This window comes from Brevibacterium sp. S22 (assembly GCF_004745485.1).
Taxonomy (GTDB): Bacteria; Actinomycetota; Actinomycetes; order Actinomycetales; family Brevibacteriaceae; genus Brevibacterium.
On sequence record NZ_RHFG01000029.1, the window covers coordinates 19,694 to 37,362 of the forward strand.

General features: G+C 66.3%; 13 protein-coding genes. 6 read left to right on the forward strand and 7 right to left on the reverse strand.

Annotation, left to right across the window (positions count from 1 at the left end):
* Positions 1-26: 26 nt before the first annotated feature.
* Positions 27-3,704, reverse strand: coding sequence for an efflux RND transporter permease subunit (locus tag EB835_RS17305; protein WP_240688823.1), 3,678 nt, complete (start codon positions 3,702-3,704; stop codon positions 27-29).
* A gap of 327 nt (positions 3,705-4,031) precedes the next feature.
* Positions 4,032-5,210 carry a CobW family GTP-binding protein gene (locus EB835_RS17310; protein WP_346763160.1) on the reverse strand — a complete coding sequence of 393 codons (1,179 nt, stop codon included), beginning with the start codon at positions 5,208-5,210 and terminating at the stop codon, positions 4,032-4,034.
* A gap of 178 nt (positions 5,211-5,388) precedes the next feature.
* Between EB835_RS17310 and EB835_RS17315 the strand changes: the two genes are divergently transcribed.
* Positions 5,389-5,796 (forward strand): Fur family transcriptional regulator, encoded by a 408-nt coding sequence (locus tag EB835_RS17315; RefSeq protein WP_135810693.1) that lies wholly within the window; start codon positions 5,389-5,391, stop codon positions 5,794-5,796.
* A gap of 23 nt (positions 5,797-5,819) precedes the next feature.
* Here EB835_RS17315 and EB835_RS17320 read toward each other — a convergent pair whose 3' ends face one another.
* Positions 5,820-6,875 (reverse strand): GTP-binding protein, encoded by a 1,056-nt coding sequence (locus EB835_RS17320; RefSeq protein WP_168216773.1) that lies wholly within the window; start codon positions 6,873-6,875, stop codon positions 5,820-5,822.
* Between the two features lie 68 nt (positions 6,876-6,943).
* Here EB835_RS17320 and ykgO point away from each other — a divergent pair, with 68 nt between their 5' ends.
* Positions 6,944-7,066 (forward strand): type B 50S ribosomal protein L36, encoded by a 123-nt coding sequence (gene ykgO / locus EB835_RS17325; protein WP_039212194.1) that lies wholly within the window; start codon positions 6,944-6,946, stop codon positions 7,064-7,066.
* Between the two features lie 94 nt (positions 7,067-7,160).
* On the opposite strand, the gene EB835_RS17330 is transcribed toward ykgO, so the two are convergent.
* Complete coding sequence (locus EB835_RS17330; protein ID WP_168216774.1) at positions 7,161-7,814, reverse strand: GntR family transcriptional regulator; 654 nt, start codon at positions 7,812-7,814, stop codon at positions 7,161-7,163.
* Between the two features lie 669 nt (positions 7,815-8,483).
* On the opposite strand from EB835_RS17330, the gene EB835_RS17335 reads away from it, so the two are divergent.
* Positions 8,484-10,154, forward strand: a complete 1,671-nt coding sequence (locus EB835_RS17335) for an APC family permease (RefSeq protein WP_205749974.1) — start codon at positions 8,484-8,486, stop codon at positions 10,152-10,154.
* A gap of 101 nt (positions 10,155-10,255) precedes the next feature.
* Here EB835_RS17335 and EB835_RS17340 read toward each other — a convergent pair whose 3' ends face one another.
* Positions 10,256-10,915, reverse strand: a complete 660-nt coding sequence (locus EB835_RS17340; protein ID WP_135810696.1) for a molybdenum cofactor guanylyltransferase — start codon at positions 10,913-10,915, stop codon at positions 10,256-10,258.
* Positions 10,916-11,132: 217 nt separating this feature from the next.
* On the opposite strand from EB835_RS17340, the gene EB835_RS17345 reads away from it, so the two are divergent.
* The gene (locus EB835_RS17345) at positions 11,133-12,857 is read left to right on the forward strand and encodes an amidase (protein ID WP_135810697.1); all 1,725 of its coding nucleotides are present in this window, start codon (positions 11,133-11,135) and stop codon (positions 12,855-12,857) included.
* Between the two features lie 6 nt (positions 12,858-12,863).
* On the opposite strand, the gene EB835_RS17350 is transcribed toward EB835_RS17345, so the two are convergent.
* A complete protein-coding gene (locus tag EB835_RS17350; RefSeq protein ID WP_168216775.1) occupies positions 12,864-13,574 on the reverse strand; it encodes a DUF998 domain-containing protein in 711 nt (236 codons plus the stop codon).
* Positions 13,575-13,697: 123 nt separating this feature from the next.
* Here EB835_RS17350 and EB835_RS17355 point away from each other — a divergent pair, with 123 nt between their 5' ends.
* Entirely contained in the window at positions 13,698-14,471 is a 774-nt protein-coding gene (locus tag EB835_RS17355) for an isocitrate lyase/PEP mutase family protein (RefSeq protein WP_135810699.1), read from the forward strand.
* 87 nt (positions 14,472-14,558) lie between these two features.
* Positions 14,559-15,320: a VOC family protein gene (locus EB835_RS17360; RefSeq protein ID WP_135810700.1), complete on the forward strand. Its 762-nt coding sequence runs from the start codon at positions 14,559-14,561 to the stop codon at positions 15,318-15,320.
* A 147-nt stretch (positions 15,321-15,467) separates the two neighbouring features.
* Here the strand turns inward: EB835_RS17360 and EB835_RS17365 are convergent, their stop codons facing one another.
* Positions 15,468-17,615, reverse strand: coding sequence for a RecQ family ATP-dependent DNA helicase (locus EB835_RS17365; protein ID WP_135810701.1), 2,148 nt, complete (start codon positions 17,613-17,615; stop codon positions 15,468-15,470).
* Positions 17,616-17,669 lie beyond the last annotated feature (54 nt).

Genomic DNA, 17,669 nt, shown 5'->3' on the forward strand with positions numbered 1-17,669 from the left:
CGCCGTCGGGTAGTAATTAAGTGGGGTCACTGCTCATCGGATCGCAGGGCCACCTCGGCGGTCTCTGCTTCGATCCTCTCCTCATCGGCTGCCCGCTTCGCCTCTCTCTTCTCCGCCTTGTGCGCCGTCCGGACCTCTTTGCGTCGTTCGACGAGGAGGTAAAGGGCGGGCACGAGGATGAGGGTGAGCACCGTCGACGAGGTGAGCCCGCCGATGACGACGATCGCCAGGGGCTGTGAGATGAAGACTCCCCCGCCTGTGAGCCCCAGCGACATCGGCACGAGAGCGAAGATCGTCGCGGCTGCGGTCATGAGGATCGGACGCAGACGCAGCCGAGTGCCGTGGACGATCGCGTCCATGAGGTCCAGACCGTCCTCACGCAGTTTGTTGATGAGGTCGATGAGCACGATCGCATTCGTCACGACGATGCCGATGAGCATGAGCAGACCGATGAGCGAGGGGATGCCCAAGGGTGTGCCCGTGATCAGCAGGAGCAGCACGGCACCTGTCGCGGCGAAGGGGATCGACACGAGCAGGATGAGCGGCTGGACGAAGCTGCGGAACGTCGCGATCATGACAAGGAAGACGAGCACGATCGCCACGGCCATGGCCGCCCCGAGCTGGCCGAAGGACTCTGCCTGCTCCTGGCTGGCACCGCCGACATCGAAGCTGACTCCGTCGGGCAGATCCATGGTCTCCGTCAGGTTCGTGGCCGCAGCGGTGACCGATTCCAGCTGCCCGTCCACCGGGGTCGCGAACACCGTGACCTGACGGTCCCCGTCGGCGCGGTCGATCGTCGCCGGCGTCTCGGTCCTCTTCACCTCCGCGATCTCGTCGACGGTGATCGGGTCGCCGGTGATGTCGGGGATGGCGGCCTGCTCATCGGCGAGGCTCTGTTCCTCCTCCTGGCTCTGCTCCTGTTCCCGCTGGCCGTCGACGAGGTCGTCGATCGCGTCATTGGCCTCCTTCAGCCCTTTCTCTGCCTGCTCGACGCCTTCGCGAGCCTGCTCCACCTGGTCGGCAGCCATCTCATCGGGGCTCGGTGCAGGCGGCGGATTCTCCGCATCGCGCAGCGCCTTGCGGGCCTCCTCGAGCTGATCGGCGGCATCGTCGCGGGCCTCGCGCGCCTGGTCGAGCTGCTCGGCCGATTCGTCGGCGGCCTTGCGTTTGGCCTCCTCGGCGCGGGCGTCGGTCTTCTCCTCCACCCGGTCGGTGGCTTCTTCCTGGGCGTTCTGCGTCTGCACCTCGGTGACGGGCAGTTCGAGGGCCCGGATCTCATCGGGGGTCGCATCCTGGTGGGTCGGGGCGAGGAAGATATCGCGTTCCTTGCCTTCCATCGTCAGCGTTCCCGCCTCGGTGCCGTGCAGGGCTGCGGCGATGGCCTGTCCGACCTCGGCCTGGCTGAAGCCGTAGTCGGCGGCCTTCTCCCGATCGACGTCGACCTCGATGACCGGCTGGTCGGCGGCGAGGTCGTTGCGGGCGGTCCGTACGCCGTCGGTGTCCGCCATCGTCGAGGTGACTTCGTCGGCGGCCTTGCGCAGCGCGCCCAGGTCGGTGCCCGAGAGCGTCACCTCGACGTCCTCGCTGACGGACCCGCCGGCGTCCTGGACGTCGATGTCGCCGGCGTCCTCTCCGAGGTCACCCAGCTGGGTGCGGAGTCGGTTCGTCGCGATCTCGGCCTCGGAGTCCTCGGCGAGGGTGACGTTGAACTGGTTCTCGGCTCCGGATTCCGGGCCGTTGACCGTCGTCGAGTAGGTGTCGACGTCCGGGTCGTCGCCGAGGACTGCCTCGACGCGCTTGGCGGCCTTGTCTCCGGCCTCCAGCGAGGCACCGGCTGGCAGGGTCTGGGTGATGTAAAGCGAGTTGGCTCCGGCCGAACCGAGCAGGTCGGTCTTGAGGAAGGTCGCGCCCATCATCGTGACGATGAAGATGATCACGGAGAAGACGATGGTCCGCCAGGGGTGGTGCAGGGCGGAGATGATGGCAGGCAGGCTGCGCTGCTGGAGACGGTCGACCCGCCCGGAGGCCTCTCCGTCACCTGGTGCCGGTGAGACGACGGGTTCGACGGTCGCATCCGGCAGCAGGTCCTTGCCCTTGGCTGCGCGCTTGGCGTTCTTCTTCTCGATCGTCTTCTGGCGGCGTTCGGCACGAGCCACTGAGCGCCGATGCTGCTTGGCGGTCCACAGCTCGAAGCTGCGGTCGGTCGCGGCCTGCCGTTTGGGCGAGAGCGGCTTGGGGCTGCGGCGCAGGACCCAGTAGCTGAAGGCCGGAACGATCGTCAGCGCCACGAGGAGCGAGGCCAGCAGTGCCAAGCTGACGGTGACGGAGAAGGGGCGGAACAGCTGTCCCGCGATGCCGTCGACGAAGGCGATGGGCAGGAAGACGGCGACCGTGGTCAGGGTCGACGCGGTGATGGCACCGGCGACCTGTTTGACGCTGGCCACGATGTCTTCGACCGTCAGGTCGCTCGTGCCTTGGCGTCTCCTGATGTTCTCGATGACGACGATGGAGTCGTCGACGACGCGGCCGACGGCGATCGTCAGGGCACCGAGGGTGAGGATGTTGAGCGTGTAGTCGCCGATCTGGAGACCGATCATCGCGATGAGCAGCGACATCGGGATCGAGATCGCGGCGACGATGGTCGAGCGGAAGGAACCGAGGAAGGCGAGGATGACGAAGATCGCGAAGATCAGGCCGAGTCCGCCTTCGACGGAGAGGTCATGGATCGACTTCTCGATCTCCGGCGCCTGGTCGAAGATCGTCGAGAACTCCGTATCGTCTCCGAGCTTCGGACCCACCCGGTCGAGGGTCTCTGCGACCTTGTGAGAGACGTCGACGACGTTGGCATCCTGATCCTTGGTCACCGAAACGGTCACGGAGTCCTTGCCGTCGGCGCGCGACAGGGAGGTCTTCTCGATCGAGTCGAGGTCGACGTCGGCGACGTCGCCGAGCAGCACGGTGCCGTCCGAGGTGCGCAGCGGCGTCTTCTCGATCTGTTCGACGGCGTCGACCTCGGTGCCGACTTCCACAGCCATCGAGGTGTCGCCCTGGCTGCTGCGACCGGCGGGGACGACGGCGCCGGAGGCTTCGAGTTCGTCGGGGACCGAGGATTCGACGACGTTCCTCTCCGCGACGTCCTCGGGCCGGAAGGTGATGGTGACCCGCTGCTCGTCCTGGCCGGTGACCTCGACGTTCGAGACTCCGCCGAGAGCGCGGAGTTCGGGGACGAGGTCGGCCTCGAGCCGATCGCCGAGGGTCTTCGGATCTCCCCCGGAGGCGGCGAACATCGTCACCGGAACGTCGTCCATCTGATAGGACAGGACCTCGACGTCGGCGTCGTCGGGCAGCTCCGCCTTCGCTCCGTCCACGGCCGAGCGGATCGAGTCGGTCATCTTCTCGGAGTCCTTGCCGAAGGGCCAGGTCACCTCGGCGGTCATCATTCCCGACGAGGTGGAGGTGGTCACCGATTCGAGTTCGCCTATCCCCTCGAGCGCGGTTTCCACCGGTTTCGTCACCGTCTCTTCGACGACCTCCGGGGAAGCGCCGGGCACGGTCGCCTGCACCGAGGTGCTGGGCAGGTCGACCGAGGGCATCGTCTCCTGGTTGAGTGAGGTGGTCGCAACGACGCCGAAGACGGCGATCACGAGGGTGAGCAGTCCGACGATGAGGCGGTTCTTCAGACTCATCCGGGTGATCAGGTGCACGGGTTCCTCCGGGCTTGGGGGTGTGAGCAGGGCGCTCTAGTGAGTCTTCCAAGCGACACGCCTCAGCGGATCGCCCGAAAGTAGTGAATGGTGTCCCCCAAAAGGATGATTTCTCACTGCCGCTCCCGGCAGGTCGATCATGACCGGTCGGTGGATCACGTTTCGACCCTAGAATCGGTCGCGGGTGCCCGGCACGGGTGTTGACCTCCAGACACGCTTAAGGAAATACGGAGGATAACCGGAGGATCCCCTCCCCAGAACTACCTGACGGCGGCTCTGCAACCTCGCGCAAGGTTGCAAAGCCCCCGTCGGGTAGCAAATTGGGGGTCAGTCGTGCAGTCGCACGTGGTGGAGGAGCCGCTCGGAGCGATCGTCTCGACGGCTGCCTCCTGAAGTCGCGGCGGACGCTCCTGCGGCGTCGCCGTTGAGCGCGGCAGTCAGAGTGGATTCGGCCGCCGCAGTGTCGAAGTCCTCACCGATGACGACGAGGACGCTGTTCGGACCGCTGTCGCCCGCGTTCGAATCCGCAGTCGCCAGGGCAGGTCGGCCCGCCTCGGCGACGTAGACGTTCGGACCGACCGCCTGGACGCCGAAGCGGCGCTGACCGGATCCCACGGCCACGAGCACGGTGCCTTTCACCCGGTACACCCCGGCCGGGAGATCCTCGACGAAGTCCATCACCGCATCTGGATCGGCGGGCCCGGTGCCGGTGACGGTCACCGACTGGGCATGACGATGGGGCACGGCATCCTCGTCGACCCCATCATCGCCGAGCTCGTCGGCGGCGGCCTCGGCATAGGCCTGCCGCAGGAGTTCCCGGATCGGCAATTCGGGCTGAATCGGGTCCTCGCCGACGTCGGAGCCGCCTCGGCGAGGGTCTCGGTCGGCTTCGCCGGGATCGAAGATCAGGGTGGGATCGAGCCGAGCATGGTGGGTGCCGATGACGATCACGCGCGGATTGCGTTCGTGGACGCGGGCGCGGACGGCTTCGACCGCAGAGTCACGGTCAGCGGCAGGCAGCTGGTCGAGCTTGTTGACCAGCACCAATGTCGTCGCGGCGTAGCGGACGGGCGGCAGATGTGAGGTGTCGACGGTATCGAAGTACATGGTGGCGTCGACGACGTCGATGACCCCGCCGAGGTGGAACCGATGGTGGCCCATGCGGGTGATCATCCGGGCCAGGGTCAGCGGTTCGGCGAATCCGCTGGCTTCGACGATGATCGCGTCGAGGCGCAGACCAGGGTTCGTCATCGCCACGAGCGCGTCCTCGAGTTCGGAGTCATCGGTCAGGCAGCACACGCATCCGCCCGAGATCGACAGCGGCTCATCGACCTGGCCGATGACGAGTCCGGCGTCGATGTTGAGGTCGCCGAAGTCGTTGACGATGACGCCGATGCGAGCGTCGGGATGGCGCAGAAGGTGATTGAGCAGGCTCGTCTTTCCGGCACCGAGGTAGCCGGTGAGCAGGATGACCGGTATCGCCGGGCGGCGTGTGGTTCCGCTGATTGCGCCTCCTTGGTGATCGTGCCGGCCTGCTCGAAAGCACGGGCCCCGTCATCGGTGCGGGTTCCATCGTAGGGGTGAGTCGAACCGCCCGCTAATGGTAACGTGTTTCATTATTTCTCTCGCATATGCACGTTCACGCATATGCGCCTTCGACAGGGACGACTAGGGAGGACTCCCCATGGCAGCTCCGCAGAAGAAGACGCGCTCCACCGCGCAGAAGGCCCTCATCCGCTCCGCCCTGGAAACCGAGACCCGCTTCGTCTCTGCCAAACAGCTCCACCGACGCCTCGAAGACGAAGGCGCGAGTGTCGGCCTGGCCACGGTCTACCGACAACTGAACGCGCTTGCGCGCGGCGGCGACGCCGATACGATCACCATCGCCGAGACCCAGCTCTTCCGCGCCTGCTCACAGACCGAACACCACCACCACCTCGTCTGCGAGCGCTGCGGCACCGCCGTCGAGATCGACCCGCCGAGTGAGGACTGGATGCGTCAGGTCGCGGCGTCGAACGGATTCGAGATCACGCACCATGTGTTCGAGATCTTCGGCCTGTGCGCCGACTGCCGGGCCGCCGCGACCGACTGAGGCCCGTGTCGGGCCGGAGGCCGTCAGCCTGGGTGCGCGGAGTGCCAGGCGGGGAACTCGTCGCAGTACTCCAGCCAGGCCATCGGGCCCGCCAGCAGCTCAGCATCGGTGAGCACCGCGCGCTCCAACGCCTCGGTCAGCCCCGCCTCGTCGAGGTCGATGCCGATGAAGGCGAGCTCCTGACCCAGCGCGAGCAGCTCGGCTCCTTCGCCGAGGTAGGGTCCTGCCGTCAGCGGGGCGAGCATGAGGCGGGTTCCCGTCTGATCCCAGTGGGCCGTCACATATGGTCGTGACGCCAGGCGCGCGAACCCCGCCGAGCGGATGATGCGCCCCCAGCAGCCTTCGCCGAGCGCCGCGACCAGCACCGCCTGCAGGCGCTGCGGATGGAAGGGACGGGCCTGCTCGTACCGGACGCCGCTGGCGCGCTCGGCATGGTCAGGCGGAATGAACTCCGAGTTGAGGATGGCCGTCCACCCGGCCGAGGGCGGTCGCTGCCCGAAGTCCCAGCACACGGGCTCATGCACCGAGCCTCCGTCGAGGACGAACCGGCGGGCCTCAGGGGCGAGATGCGCAATGAGGTCGACGGCTTCCTGCACTCCAGCCTCATCAGCCATCGCGTCGCCCTCGATCGGCCCGGCAGCCATCGCGCCGACCGGGGCCAGCAGAGCCAGCGTCGAGGCGAATTCGATCTGCGCGACGAGCCTGCCGCAGCGCTCCTCCGCCTCGAGGTCACTGCGAAAGCACATGAGGTCCACGACACAGACGAGGTCGCTGAGGACAGCCTGCGAATCGGCCGCGCTCAGCGCCCCGATGACCTCCGGGCAGGCAGCGTCGTCAGCGTACTCGAGGACGAAGCCCCGGACACCTGCCGTCTTGCCGAGGAGGGCGACGAGGCGGTCAACGATCTCGATGCCCTGCTCGGTCTGCTCGGCGGGCACGAAGACGTACCCGCGATTCTTCGCCAGCTCCATCGCATAGCGACGACGCTCGTGAGCGCAGAGTCCGACGACGGCGATCGCGTCGATTCCGGAGACGGCGCCTCCTCGTATCTGCTCGGCCCGTTCGGCTGGGTCCTGCATGCGCTTCCTTCCCGTCATGGCATAGTATTATCGTTAATAATACTCATTCTCATTAAGGAGTCACACTCATGAAGGTTCGTCGTTCTCTGCGTTCGCTGAAGTCCCAGCCCGGTTCACAGGTAGTCCGTCGGCGCGGACGCGTCTATGTCATCAACAAGAAGAATCCTCGGTTCAAGGCCCGCCAGGGCTGAGCCGCCGGCGTTGCAGCGACACCGAGCGATGAGATGATTCGTCGCGCCACCGGGCCGCCGGCGAGGAGCTGCGCCCGCCGAGAAACTGCGCGACTCAGTCTCGCTCGAACAGCTGCGGGGAGGACTCGACGAGCCTGCGGGTGTGGCGGATATGGGCGGCCATCACCGCCTCGGCAGATTCGACATCACCGATCTCGATCGCCCGCAGGATCATCCGATGCTCGGCGAAGATGTCACCCTTCCGGCTGCTCGCCTGCAGAACGAGCAGCCGCCTGCGGTAGTAGTGGCTGAGGTTCCACAGGCGGTCGACGGTCTTGCTCAGCCGGTCCGCACCGGGCGCGGCCATGATGGAGCGGTGGAAGTCTCGGTCGCGTTCGAGGAACTCGCCGGGTGCGTCTGCGGCCTCGACCGCCTCGGCGAGGTGGACGAACTCCGCGTGCGATTCGGGCGCGTGCGTGGGCATCGCCAGGGACAGCAGCAGCGGCTCGAGGCGTTCGCGCATGAGGTAGACCTCGCGGCATTCCTCGAGGCTGAGTTCAGTCACCCATGCCCCCGTCGACGGAATCAGGGTCACGAGTCCCGCATCGGCAAGGGCGCGCAGGGCCTCACGGATCGGGATCCGGCTGACACCGAACTCGGCGGCGATCTCCTCCTGCCGAATGCGGGCACCCGGCGGCAGCTGACCGCCGATGATGCGCGAGCGCAATTCGGCCGCAATGGCACCGCTGCGAGCTGGATCATGCGTCATCGTCTGGCTCCCTCTACTCGCCGAGTCGGCTCCCCGCCCGGTCGTGCATTCCGTACGCCGCGGTTGCGCAGGTCGCATTTCTGCGTGCGGCGGCTGCGTTCGCCTCGACCACGCACCTCCCACTCAGGCGGCACCGCCCCTCCGGCACCGTTCCTTCAGAGACCGCCCCTCCTGTCCCTCCGACATCGCTCCTCCGGGTGCGACTGCGGCGCAGCCCCTCCGCGTGCACCCACGGCGGCACTGCTCCTCCGGGTGCGCCCACGGCGGCACACAACGTCCTTCGCTGTGAAGCATAGACCCGTGGCGCGACGCGCGGGGCGCAGGAAGAATCGCAATCCAATTGCAATCCGACGAAATCACCGCCCTTCAACGCCGATCGGTCCTGAAAGGAATCTGTGAAGTCATCCGCAGATCGGATCCGATCGGCCATCCATCCTAATCTCGAATCACCGTTATTCTTGGACCGAAACGGCCCGTTCGGAAACGATTGGATCCAATCTTTCCCAGCTCGTTCAAAAACTGTGAAGACTGAGTATCTGTGCTGTTCATCTGGTGTAGATAGGACTGTGCCGATTCGACTCCTAATGCCCCAAATGGTCGTTGACATCACATTTCAGGCGGCGCACACTACAAAAGTCTAAAAGTGGTTTTACGATCGAAAGGGCAATGATGTCCATTCTGAATCCCCCGACGTCCGGAGCTGCGGCCTCCGGAGCGGGCAGACCGATGAGGGTCGATGTCCGCAATGACAAAGGTCTGAAGAGAGATATCGGCAAGGTCGGGCTCCTGTTCACAGGGGTCGGGTCGATCATCGGGTCCGGGTGGCTCTTCGGGGCCTTCAACGCCTCGGTGATGGTCGGCCCCGCCTCGCTGATCTCCTGGGCTCTGGGCGCTGTGATGATGATCTTCGTGGCGCTCAACTACGCCGAGCTGGGCGTGATGTTCCCCGTCGCCGGCGGCGTCATCCGCTTTCCCCACTTCTCCTTCGGCTCCTTCGCGAGCTTCACTTCCGGGTGGATCACGTGGCTGTCGGTCGCGGCGACGGTGCCGATCGAGGTCATGGCCGCCGTCCAGTACGCCTCGAGCTACCTGCCGTGGCTGATGCACACCGTCGACGACGTCGCCGTGCTCACCGGACCCGGCATCGCAGTGAGCATCGCGCTGATGCTCGTCTTCAGTGTCATCAACCTCTACGGGGTCTCGCTGTTCGCTCGCTTCAACAACGTGCTCGTGTGGTGGAAGCTCGCCGTCATCCTGCTCGTCATCGTCGTGTTCTTCGCATTGGCGTTCAACCCCGGGCACTTCGCCTCGCAGCAGTTCGGCGGCTTCGCCCCCAACGGCGTCGCCCCGATCCTCGCCGCCCTGCCGGCCGCTGGAATCGTCTTCTCCTACCTCGGCTTCCGGCAAGGTGTGGAGTTCGCGGGTGAGACGACGAACCCGCAGAAGAACGTGCCCTTCGCCGTCGTCGGCTCGATTCTCGTCACCGGCCTCATCTACATCCTCCTGCAGGCCGCCTTCATCGGTGCGCTGCCGTCTGACCTGCTCAAAGACGGCTGGGCAGGGCTCGCATTCACCAACGATGCGGGACCGCTGGCCGAGATCTCCCTGCTGCTGGGGGCCGTGTGGCTGGCCGTGATCCTCTACGGCGATGCCATCATCTCCCCCGCCGACACCGGCCTCATCTACACGGCGCTGGCTCCCCGGCTGTCGTATTCGCAGGCGAAGGTCGGCAATGCGCCGCGTGCCCTGGCCAAACTCAACAAGCACGGCGTGCCGTGGATCTCGCTGCTCGTGGTCTTCATCGTCTCGTGCATCATGTTCCTGCCGTTCCCCTCATGGGCGAAGCTCGTCGGATTCATCACCTCAGGCACGGTGCTCTCCTTCGCCACCGGGCCGGTCGTCGTCGCTGCCCTGCGCCGACAGCTGCCCGAACAGGAACGCCCGTTCAAGCTGCCCGGCGGTGATGTGCTGCCGATCATCGGCTTCGTCTGCGCGAACCTCATCGTCTACTGGACAGGTTGGGAGACGAACTGGAAGCTGTTCCTCGCCGTGGCCATCGGCTATGTCGTGATGATCGCCCACCACATCTTCGCCAAGGACAAATCACGTCTGCCTGATCTGAAGATGCGTTCGGGCTGGTGGATGATCCTGTGGATGGCGGGCCTCGTCCTCCTCAGCCTCATCGGCCACTACGGCGGCGGCCTCGACCTCATGGGCTTCATCGTCGGCGAGGTCGTGACCGTGATCTTCTCGATCATCGTCTTCTACGTCGGGGTCGCCTGCCGACTGACCCCCGAAGAGGCCGTCGAAGCCGTCGAACAGACCCAGATCGACGACTGAGGCTTCCCCTCGCCGAGGCGGCCGTCACCGACCATGGTGATGTCCGATTCCGGCCCGTTTCGGCACAGCGCCGAGGCGGGCCGGGTCGGTGACAGAATCAATCACTCCAGCCGGGCTCGGATCTCATCGAGCTCGGCTGCGGTGTCGAAATCGCTCAGCACGTTCGGATCGACGTCGACGACGGCGGGCTCGAGCCCGACGAAGAGGAGCTTGACGGCTCCGTCGGTGGGGTCGCCGATGTCGGCCAGGCGTGCGCGCAGCAATTCGGTCGGCCACGCGGCGCAGAGGAACTGCGTCTTGCCCCGGTCGTCCGTGCCCGCAGCCGGCCGTCCGGTCGCCCGGCAGGTGCGGATGAGCTCACCGAGGTGGCCCGTCGTGATCATCGGCATGTCCCCTGCGAGGACGAGAGTGACGTCAGCCTGCGGGGTCGCCGAGGCGGCGGCCGACTGGATCGCCGACCCGGCAACCTCCGACATCGCCGAGGTGGCTGCCGACGGGATCGCCGCCACGGCGGCCGCGATCCCGGCCAGCGGGCCGGAGAACGCGGGCTCCTCCCGCACTTCACACACGCCTTCCCGCTCGGCCTCCGACAGCCCATCCATGGGCCCGGCCACCCACACCTCGGCGCCGTCGTCGAGGTCGCGAATGCTTTCAAGTATCCGTGAGACCGTCGACTGTCCGCCCACGGAAATGCCGGGTTTGTGGACGCCACCGAACCTCCGGGAGCGCCCGCCGGTGAGAATGATCGCGTAGACCGTCATGCCTCGATCGTACCGACCGGCAGAATCTTGACCGACGGCAGGCGAAGCCTGCGCCGACCGCCGCCTTCCCCAGCGCCTGCACCGCTCTCGCTGAGCGTCGGCAACGAAATCCGCAGCGCAGCCCGAGCGAATCGGCGCTAGTCTGGGCGGGAACACACCCACCTCGCGCACGCACCGTCGAGTGCGCCGCGCACCGACGAGTGCACGGAGGATGAACATGTCGAAGTTCGATGTCGTCGAAGCGTCCATCGCCGAACTGCGAGCCGCCCTCGAAAACGGCAGCACCACCTCGGTGGAGCTCGTCGAGGCCTACCAGGACCGGATCGCAGCCTTCGACGGTCCCGATACCGAGACCCGACTCAACTCCGTCATCGTTGAGAATCCACAGGCCCTCGCCGAGGCGGCCGCCTCCGACGAACGGCGAGCGCGCAGTGAGACTCTCGGCCCCCTCGACGGGATCCCGTACACGGCAAAGGACTCCTATATGGTTGCCGGCCTCACCGTCGCCTCCGGGTCCCCAGCGTTTTCCGACCTCGTCGCGCAGAAGGATGCTTTCACGATCGAACGGCTGCGTACAGGCGGCGCGATCTGCCTGGGCCTGACGAACATGCCGCCGATGGCCAACGGCGGCATGCAGCGCGGACTCTACGGTCGCGCCGAGAGCCCGTACAACGCCGACTGGCTGACCAGCGCCTTCGCTTCCGGATCGTCGAACGGGTCGGGCACGGCGACGACGGCGAGCTTCGCGGCCTTCGGCCTCGGCGAGGAGACCTGGTCCTCGGGTCGGGCACCTGCCTCGCACAATGCGCTCATCGCCTACACGCCCTCGCGTGGAGTCATCAGCGTGCGCGGCAACTGGCCGCTCGTGCCGACGATGGACGTCGTCGTCCCTCACACCCGCACGATGGCCGACCTCATCGAAGTCCTCGACGTCATCGTCGGTGACGACACCGAGACTCGTGGAGACTTCTGGCGGGTCCAACCGTGGGTGGAGATCCCTGCGGCAAGTGCCGTTCGCCCGGATTCGTACACCTCGCTGCTGCCCGGAAGCGCCGAGGCGGCACAGTCGGTGCTCGCCGGCAAGCGCCTCAGTGTGCCGCGCATGTACATCAATGCCGATGAGGAGGCGGGTTCGAACCCGGACGGCGGAATCGGCGGGCCCACGGGCCAGCGGATCGAGACCCGCGCCTCGGTGATGGAAGCGTGGGAGGCCGCGCGGGCCGATCTCGAGGCAGCCGGCGCCGAGGTGGTCGAGACGGATTTCCCGGTTGTGAGCAATTACGAGGGCGATCGCCTCGGCGCTCCGACGATCAGTACTCGCGGACTCGTCTCACCCGAGTACCTCGATCGAGAGATCAACGATCTGTCTTCGTGGGCGTGGGACGATTTCCTCTCCGCGAACGGCGACCCGAACCTGAACACCCTCGCCGAGGTGGATGGCGCGTCGATCTTCCCCCATCCGGCGGGCGCGCTGCCCGACCGGTACACGGGCTTCGACGATGACATCGCCACCTACCCCGAACAGGTGAGGACCAACGGGTACGCGTCGGTCAGGGAGATTCCGGAACTCGAGTCCGGTGTGCGCGGGCTCGAAGAGACCCGCCGGGTCGACCTCGAGGAGTGGATGGATGACAACGGCCTCGATGCGGTGGTCTTCCCCGCGATGGCCGATGTGGGGCCCGCGGATATGGACGTCAACGAGGCCTCGGCGGATCTCGGGTGGCGCAACGGCACCTGGGTGGCCAACGGCAACCTCGTGCCCAGGCATCTGGGCATCCCTTCGGTGACGGTGCCGATGGGCACAATGGCCGATACGGGGATCCCGGTGGGGCTGACGATCGCCGGCCGCGGCTGGGATGACACCAAGCTCATCGAGATCGCCGCGGCGTTCGAAGCCACGGGCCAACGTCGTGAGACTCCTCCGCGGACACCGCGACTGTAAGCTCCCTCAGGCCCCGGCTTCCAGCTCCCGGTGCCGTCTCGCGGCGTCGCGCAGCTGCATCCATCCGGCGAGGATGAACCATATGAGGAACGGGTGGGCGGCGATGCGTTCGATGAGACCGATCGGCAGACCCCAGCCGGTCGGGGCGGACAGGAGCAGGGTTCCGACGAGGCCGACCGTTGCCAGAATGATCGTCAGCCTGCCGAATTCGACGCGCCAGACCCACCGTTTCTCCGGCCACAGGGTCATCGCGAGTCCGGCGGCCACCAGCCCGAGGTTCTGCACCGCTGCCCCGCCGAAGCCGAACACGGCATGCAGGGTGGGATCGATATCGGCCGGGACCATACCTGTGGCGGCAAGCAGCATTCCGCCGGCGGCGAGCAGGAAGGAACCGCACCTGCCCCAGCGGCTCGGGGCGATCCAGTCATGCCAGATGAAGGCGATGATCGCCAGCATCGCCCCCGCCATGATGGAGACTCCGTTGACGAAGGGATGAGCCGGTGAGCAGACCTCCATCGGAGTTTCAGCGTCTCCCCAATCACCGCATCCGGTCACCCCCAGGTGACTGATTGGCTGCTGGGTGAATGAGTAGCCGCCTTCAGAGAGCAGTGCCGCGGGGATCTCGATGAGGAGTGTGGCCAGACTGGCGAGCACGGCGAGGAGTGCCCACACCCGCTCGGGTTTGGGCGAAACGCGAATGGTGCCGGACCCGGCCACCTCGGTCCCTCCGTGCGACAACCTCGGATGACGTTCACGCTATCACCGCCGCAGTCTGAAACCTTCGGGTGAACCTGTCCGAACCCTGGCGTGTCGGCCCTCAAGGGTGGAACAGTGTTGCCCATGGTCGATTTCACTGTTCTCGCCGAACGCGCATTCACACTCCTGCAGGGGCATCACCAGGACGATCCGCTCGTGCTGCCGACCGTCTGGGACGCCTGGTCGGCCCGCGCCATGGTCGACGTCGGGTTCAATGCCCTGAGCATCGGCTCTCACCCGCTGGCCGACTCCCTCGGACACGGCGACGGGGAGGACATGTCGCTCGAGCAGGCGCTCGAGGGGATCTCGAGAATCACCTCGGCGGTGAATGTGCCGGTCACCGCGGATCTCGAGTCCGGCTATGACACTCCCGCCCCTGAACTCATCGCCGGCCTCCTCGCGGCCGGCGCCGTGGGCGTGAACATCGAGGACACGGTCCACAGCCGGGGCAGCATGCGCAGCCCGGAGGAGCACGCCGAGTACATCTGGAGTCTCCGCCAGGCCGCCGAGTCTCAGCGAGTCCACGTCGTCATCAATGCCCGCACGGATGTGTTCAAGTACCCGGGCGACTTCGAGGATCCCACCGCCGAGGTGGTCCGCCGACTGCGGCTGTGCACCGAGGCGGGCGCAGACTCCGTCTACCCCGTCCGGCTGCCCGATGTGAGCACCCTCAGATCGATCCTCGACCAGGTCACTCTGCCGCTCAACGTCACCGCCCACCCGATCAAGGGCGCCGTTCCAGACGAGCTCGACCTCGCGCAGCTGGGCGAGCTCGGTGTCGGGCGCGTGACCTTCGGTCCGCTGCTGCAGGCGGCGCTGACAGACTGCTTCGCCGATTTCACACGCGCCTGGAGGTAGTCCCGCCCCGACGAGAATGACCGGCTCCACCGACACTCCTGTCCGGCACCACCGATGAGCACGACACACCCCATCAGAGGAGATGCAATGCCAGTCAACCCCCGTGAAGGACAGCCCATCTGGATCGAATACACGTGCCATGAGTTCGAATCCACGACGAGCTTCTACTCGGAGATCTTCGGGTGGGAGTTCACCGATCAAGGCCCGGATTTCGGGCACTACAACATGATCACGAAGGACGGTTCGACCATCGGTGGTGCGATGCGCGCGGTCAATATGGACGGCACTCCCAATCCGATGATCCCGGCGATGTGGACGACATACCTGAAAACGGCCGACATCTCTGCCGTCTATGCCAAGGCGCTCGAGGCCGGTGCCGCACCGATCGTCGACCCCTTGGCTGTGGGGCCGCTGGGGCACATGGGAGTGATCACTGACCCCACCGGCGCCGGCGTCGGTCTGTGGCAGCCTGGAGAGTTCTCCGGTTTCGATACTCCTCTGACTCCGGGAACTCCGGTGTGGTTCGAGCTGATGACGCTCAACTATCCTCTCGCCCTCGAGTTCTATCGGGATGTCTTCTCCTTCGACATCACCGAGATGGAGGGCTATCCCTATGCAACCCACGGGGCCGACGAGGACTCTGTTGCAGGAATCTTCGATGCCAGCCAGTGGTCACAGGTGTCGTACTGGCGCTACTACATCAATGTCGAGGACACCGACGCCACGGCCACACGGATCAGTGAGCTCGGCGGGACGATTCTCGCTGGACCCGAAAGTTCGCCCTACGGTCGGATCGCCACTGTCGCCGATCCCGAAGGAGCGACGTTGCAGCTGCAGCAGAATCCGTAGACCCCGGCCTGTCTCATCGAAGACCGAACCGCAGCCCGGCGATGCCCACCGTTTCGCACCGCTGCGGCGTCATTTCCTCGGTCCGGTGCTGCTCGCCGGTTGCGCTATCGGGACCTTCGGCGGGCGTTCTGAAACCGAGGCCGGGCTTCAGGCTCGCAGGGCCAGTGCGAATGGCAGCACCGAGGTGGCCCCGGCCTTGCGCAGCAGTCTGGCGCAGATCGTCATCGTCCACCGGGAAACGACCTCGTCATCGACGAGCAGCACCGACTTCCCGGCCACCGCCTCCTCGACCTCGGGTGGGACGACGAAGGCCTCAAAGAGGTCTTTGACGCGGAAGGCGCTGTTGACGTCCGGGGTGCCGTGGTCGCCGACCTGCAGCAGTTCACCGCCGTCGACGAGGCGGCCGGCCGCAGCCAGATTCGCGGCCAGGGACCGCACGGTCACGGGACGACGGGCGCTCGGGATCGATACGACCACCTCGGGGCGGGTGTTCCAGTCCCACTGCCCGAGCACCTCGAGGCACCATTTGCCGATCTGGGCGGGAACCTCGGCGTCGGGAGCATCGGGGGCGAGGAATGAGCGCAGGCTCTGCCCCTGCCCGAGGTCGGACAGGCGAGCGATCGCGCGTCCCTCCTCGGCGAGCTCTTCGGCGGGGATCCGACCTTTGAGGGGCACGCCGATATTGGCCAGGCCGCTGGGCCAGGTGCTGCGCGGTTCGATGGGCAGGCCGATCTTGTGGAGATTCCCGGCGGCCGCCTGACGCTGTTCGTCGGAGATCTCAGCGGAGAACCATACGCCGGCACAGTTGTCGCAGCGTCCGCAGGGCTGTGGGTCGGGGTCGTCGAGCTGGCGGATGAGGAACTCCATCCGGCACTGCCCGGTCGCTTCGTAGTCGAGCATGGCCCTGGCTTCATCAGCGCGCACGGCCGCGACCTTCTCATACCGTTCCCGGTCATAGGTCCAGCCCTGACCGGTCGAGACGTAACCGCCCTTGACCTTGGTCACGGCGTCTTCGACCTCAAGGGTCTTCAGCAGCAGGGTCAGGCGGGAGCGTTTGGTGCCGACAAGTGTCTCCAAGCGGGCCACGGACAGGGGGCCGTCCGCCTCGGCGAGGGCGGCAAGTACGGCGTTCGCATCGTCCTGGTTCGGCATCGATGCGGTCGCGAAATATTCCCAGATCTGTTCGTCTTCCGCCCCGGGCAACAGGAGGACATCGGCGGAGTCCGTGGCACGTCCCGCGCGACCGACTTGTTGGTAGTAGGCGACGGCCGAGGACGGGGCACCGATGTGGATGACGAATCCGAGGTCTGGTTTGTCGAAGCCCATCCCCAGCGCCGAGGTGGCCACGAGCGCCTTGAGCCGGTTGTCCTTGAGCTGGCCTTCGAGTTCGGCGCGCTCTTCGGCATCGGTGCGGCCGGTGTAGGCGCGGACCTCGTGGCCTTGCTCGCGCAGCATCCGGGTGATGTCCTCGGCGGCGGAGACGGTGAGTGTGTAGACGATGCCGGATCCGGTGAAGTCGTTCAGGTGCGAGGACAGCCAGGCGATGCGGGCGCTCGCGTCGAGTCCGGGAAGGACACCGAGGCGCAGGGAGTCGCGGGCGAGTTCGCCGCGGACGACGGTGGTGTCGTTCCCGAGCTGTTCGGCGACGTCAGCGACGACGCGGGAGTTCGCGGTCGCGGTCGTCGCGAGGACCGGCGTATCGCGGGGCAGTTCGGACAGGATGTGTCCGATGCGGCGGTAGTCGGGGCGGAAGTCATGACCCCAGTCGGAGATGCAGTGGGCTTCGTCGACGACGATGAGGCCGAGGAATCGCAGCAGCTGCGGCAGCACCTCGTCGCGGAACTGCGGATTGTTCAGTCGCTCCGGGGAGACGAGGAGGACGTCGAGGCTGCCGGCCTTGAGGTCGTCGAGAACGGAGTCCCATTCGGTGACATTCGAGGAGTTGAGGCTCGCGGCACGGACCCCGGCACGCTCGGCTGCGGCGATCTGGTCGCGCATGAGTGCCAGCAGCGGGGAGATGATGAGGCTGGGACCGGTCCCAGCGGCACGGAGCATGCGAGTGGCGACGAAGTAGACGGCGGACTTGCCCCAGCCGGTGCGCTGGACGACGAGGACGCGCTTCTTCGCCTCCACGAGGTCGCGGATGGATTCGAGCTGGCCGTCGCGGAACTGCGCATTCGGGTTGGCGGTCAGCTCGGCGAGGATCTGCTGGGCTTGGGCGGCGAAGTCGTCAGGTGCAGCGAAGCCGTCATGTGCGGCAGGGGCCGGCGGGGATGTCGGGGTGCTTTCCGTCATGGGGCCAGTCTAGGTCGAGGCACTGACGCAGGCCGCCTGACGTCGCCGGCTCCA

Coding starts and splice junctions, on each gene's coding strand:
- ykgO (WP_039212194.1), top strand. CDS start 6,944: ATGAAGGTTCGTCGTTCTCTGCGTTCGCTGAAGTCCCAGCCCGGTTCA.
- EB835_RS17315 (WP_135810693.1), top strand. CDS start 5,389: ATGGCAGCTCCGCAGAAGAAGACGCGCTCCACCGCGCAGAAGGCCCTC.
- EB835_RS17360 (WP_135810700.1), top strand. CDS start 14,559: ATGCCAGTCAACCCCCGTGAAGGACAGCCCATCTGGATCGAATACACG.
- EB835_RS17355 (WP_135810699.1), top strand. CDS start 13,698: ATGGTCGATTTCACTGTTCTCGCCGAACGCGCATTCACACTCCTGCAG.
- EB835_RS17335 (WP_205749974.1), top strand. CDS start 8,484: ATGTCCATTCTGAATCCCCCGACGTCCGGAGCTGCGGCCTCCGGAGCG.
- EB835_RS17340 (WP_135810696.1), bottom strand. CDS start 10,915: ATGACGGTCTACGCGATCATTCTCACCGGCGGGCGCTCCCGGAGGTTC.
- EB835_RS17330 (WP_168216774.1), bottom strand. CDS start 7,814: ATGACGCATGATCCAGCTCGCAGCGGTGCCATTGCGGCCGAATTGCGC.
- EB835_RS17365 (WP_135810701.1), bottom strand. CDS start 17,615: ATGACGGAAAGCACCCCGACATCCCCGCCGGCCCCTGCCGCACATGAC.
- EB835_RS17345 (WP_135810697.1), top strand. CDS start 11,133: ATGTCGAAGTTCGATGTCGTCGAAGCGTCCATCGCCGAACTGCGAGCC.
- EB835_RS17320 (WP_168216773.1), bottom strand. CDS start 6,875: ATGCAGGACCCAGCCGAACGGGCCGAGCAGATACGAGGAGGCGCCGTC.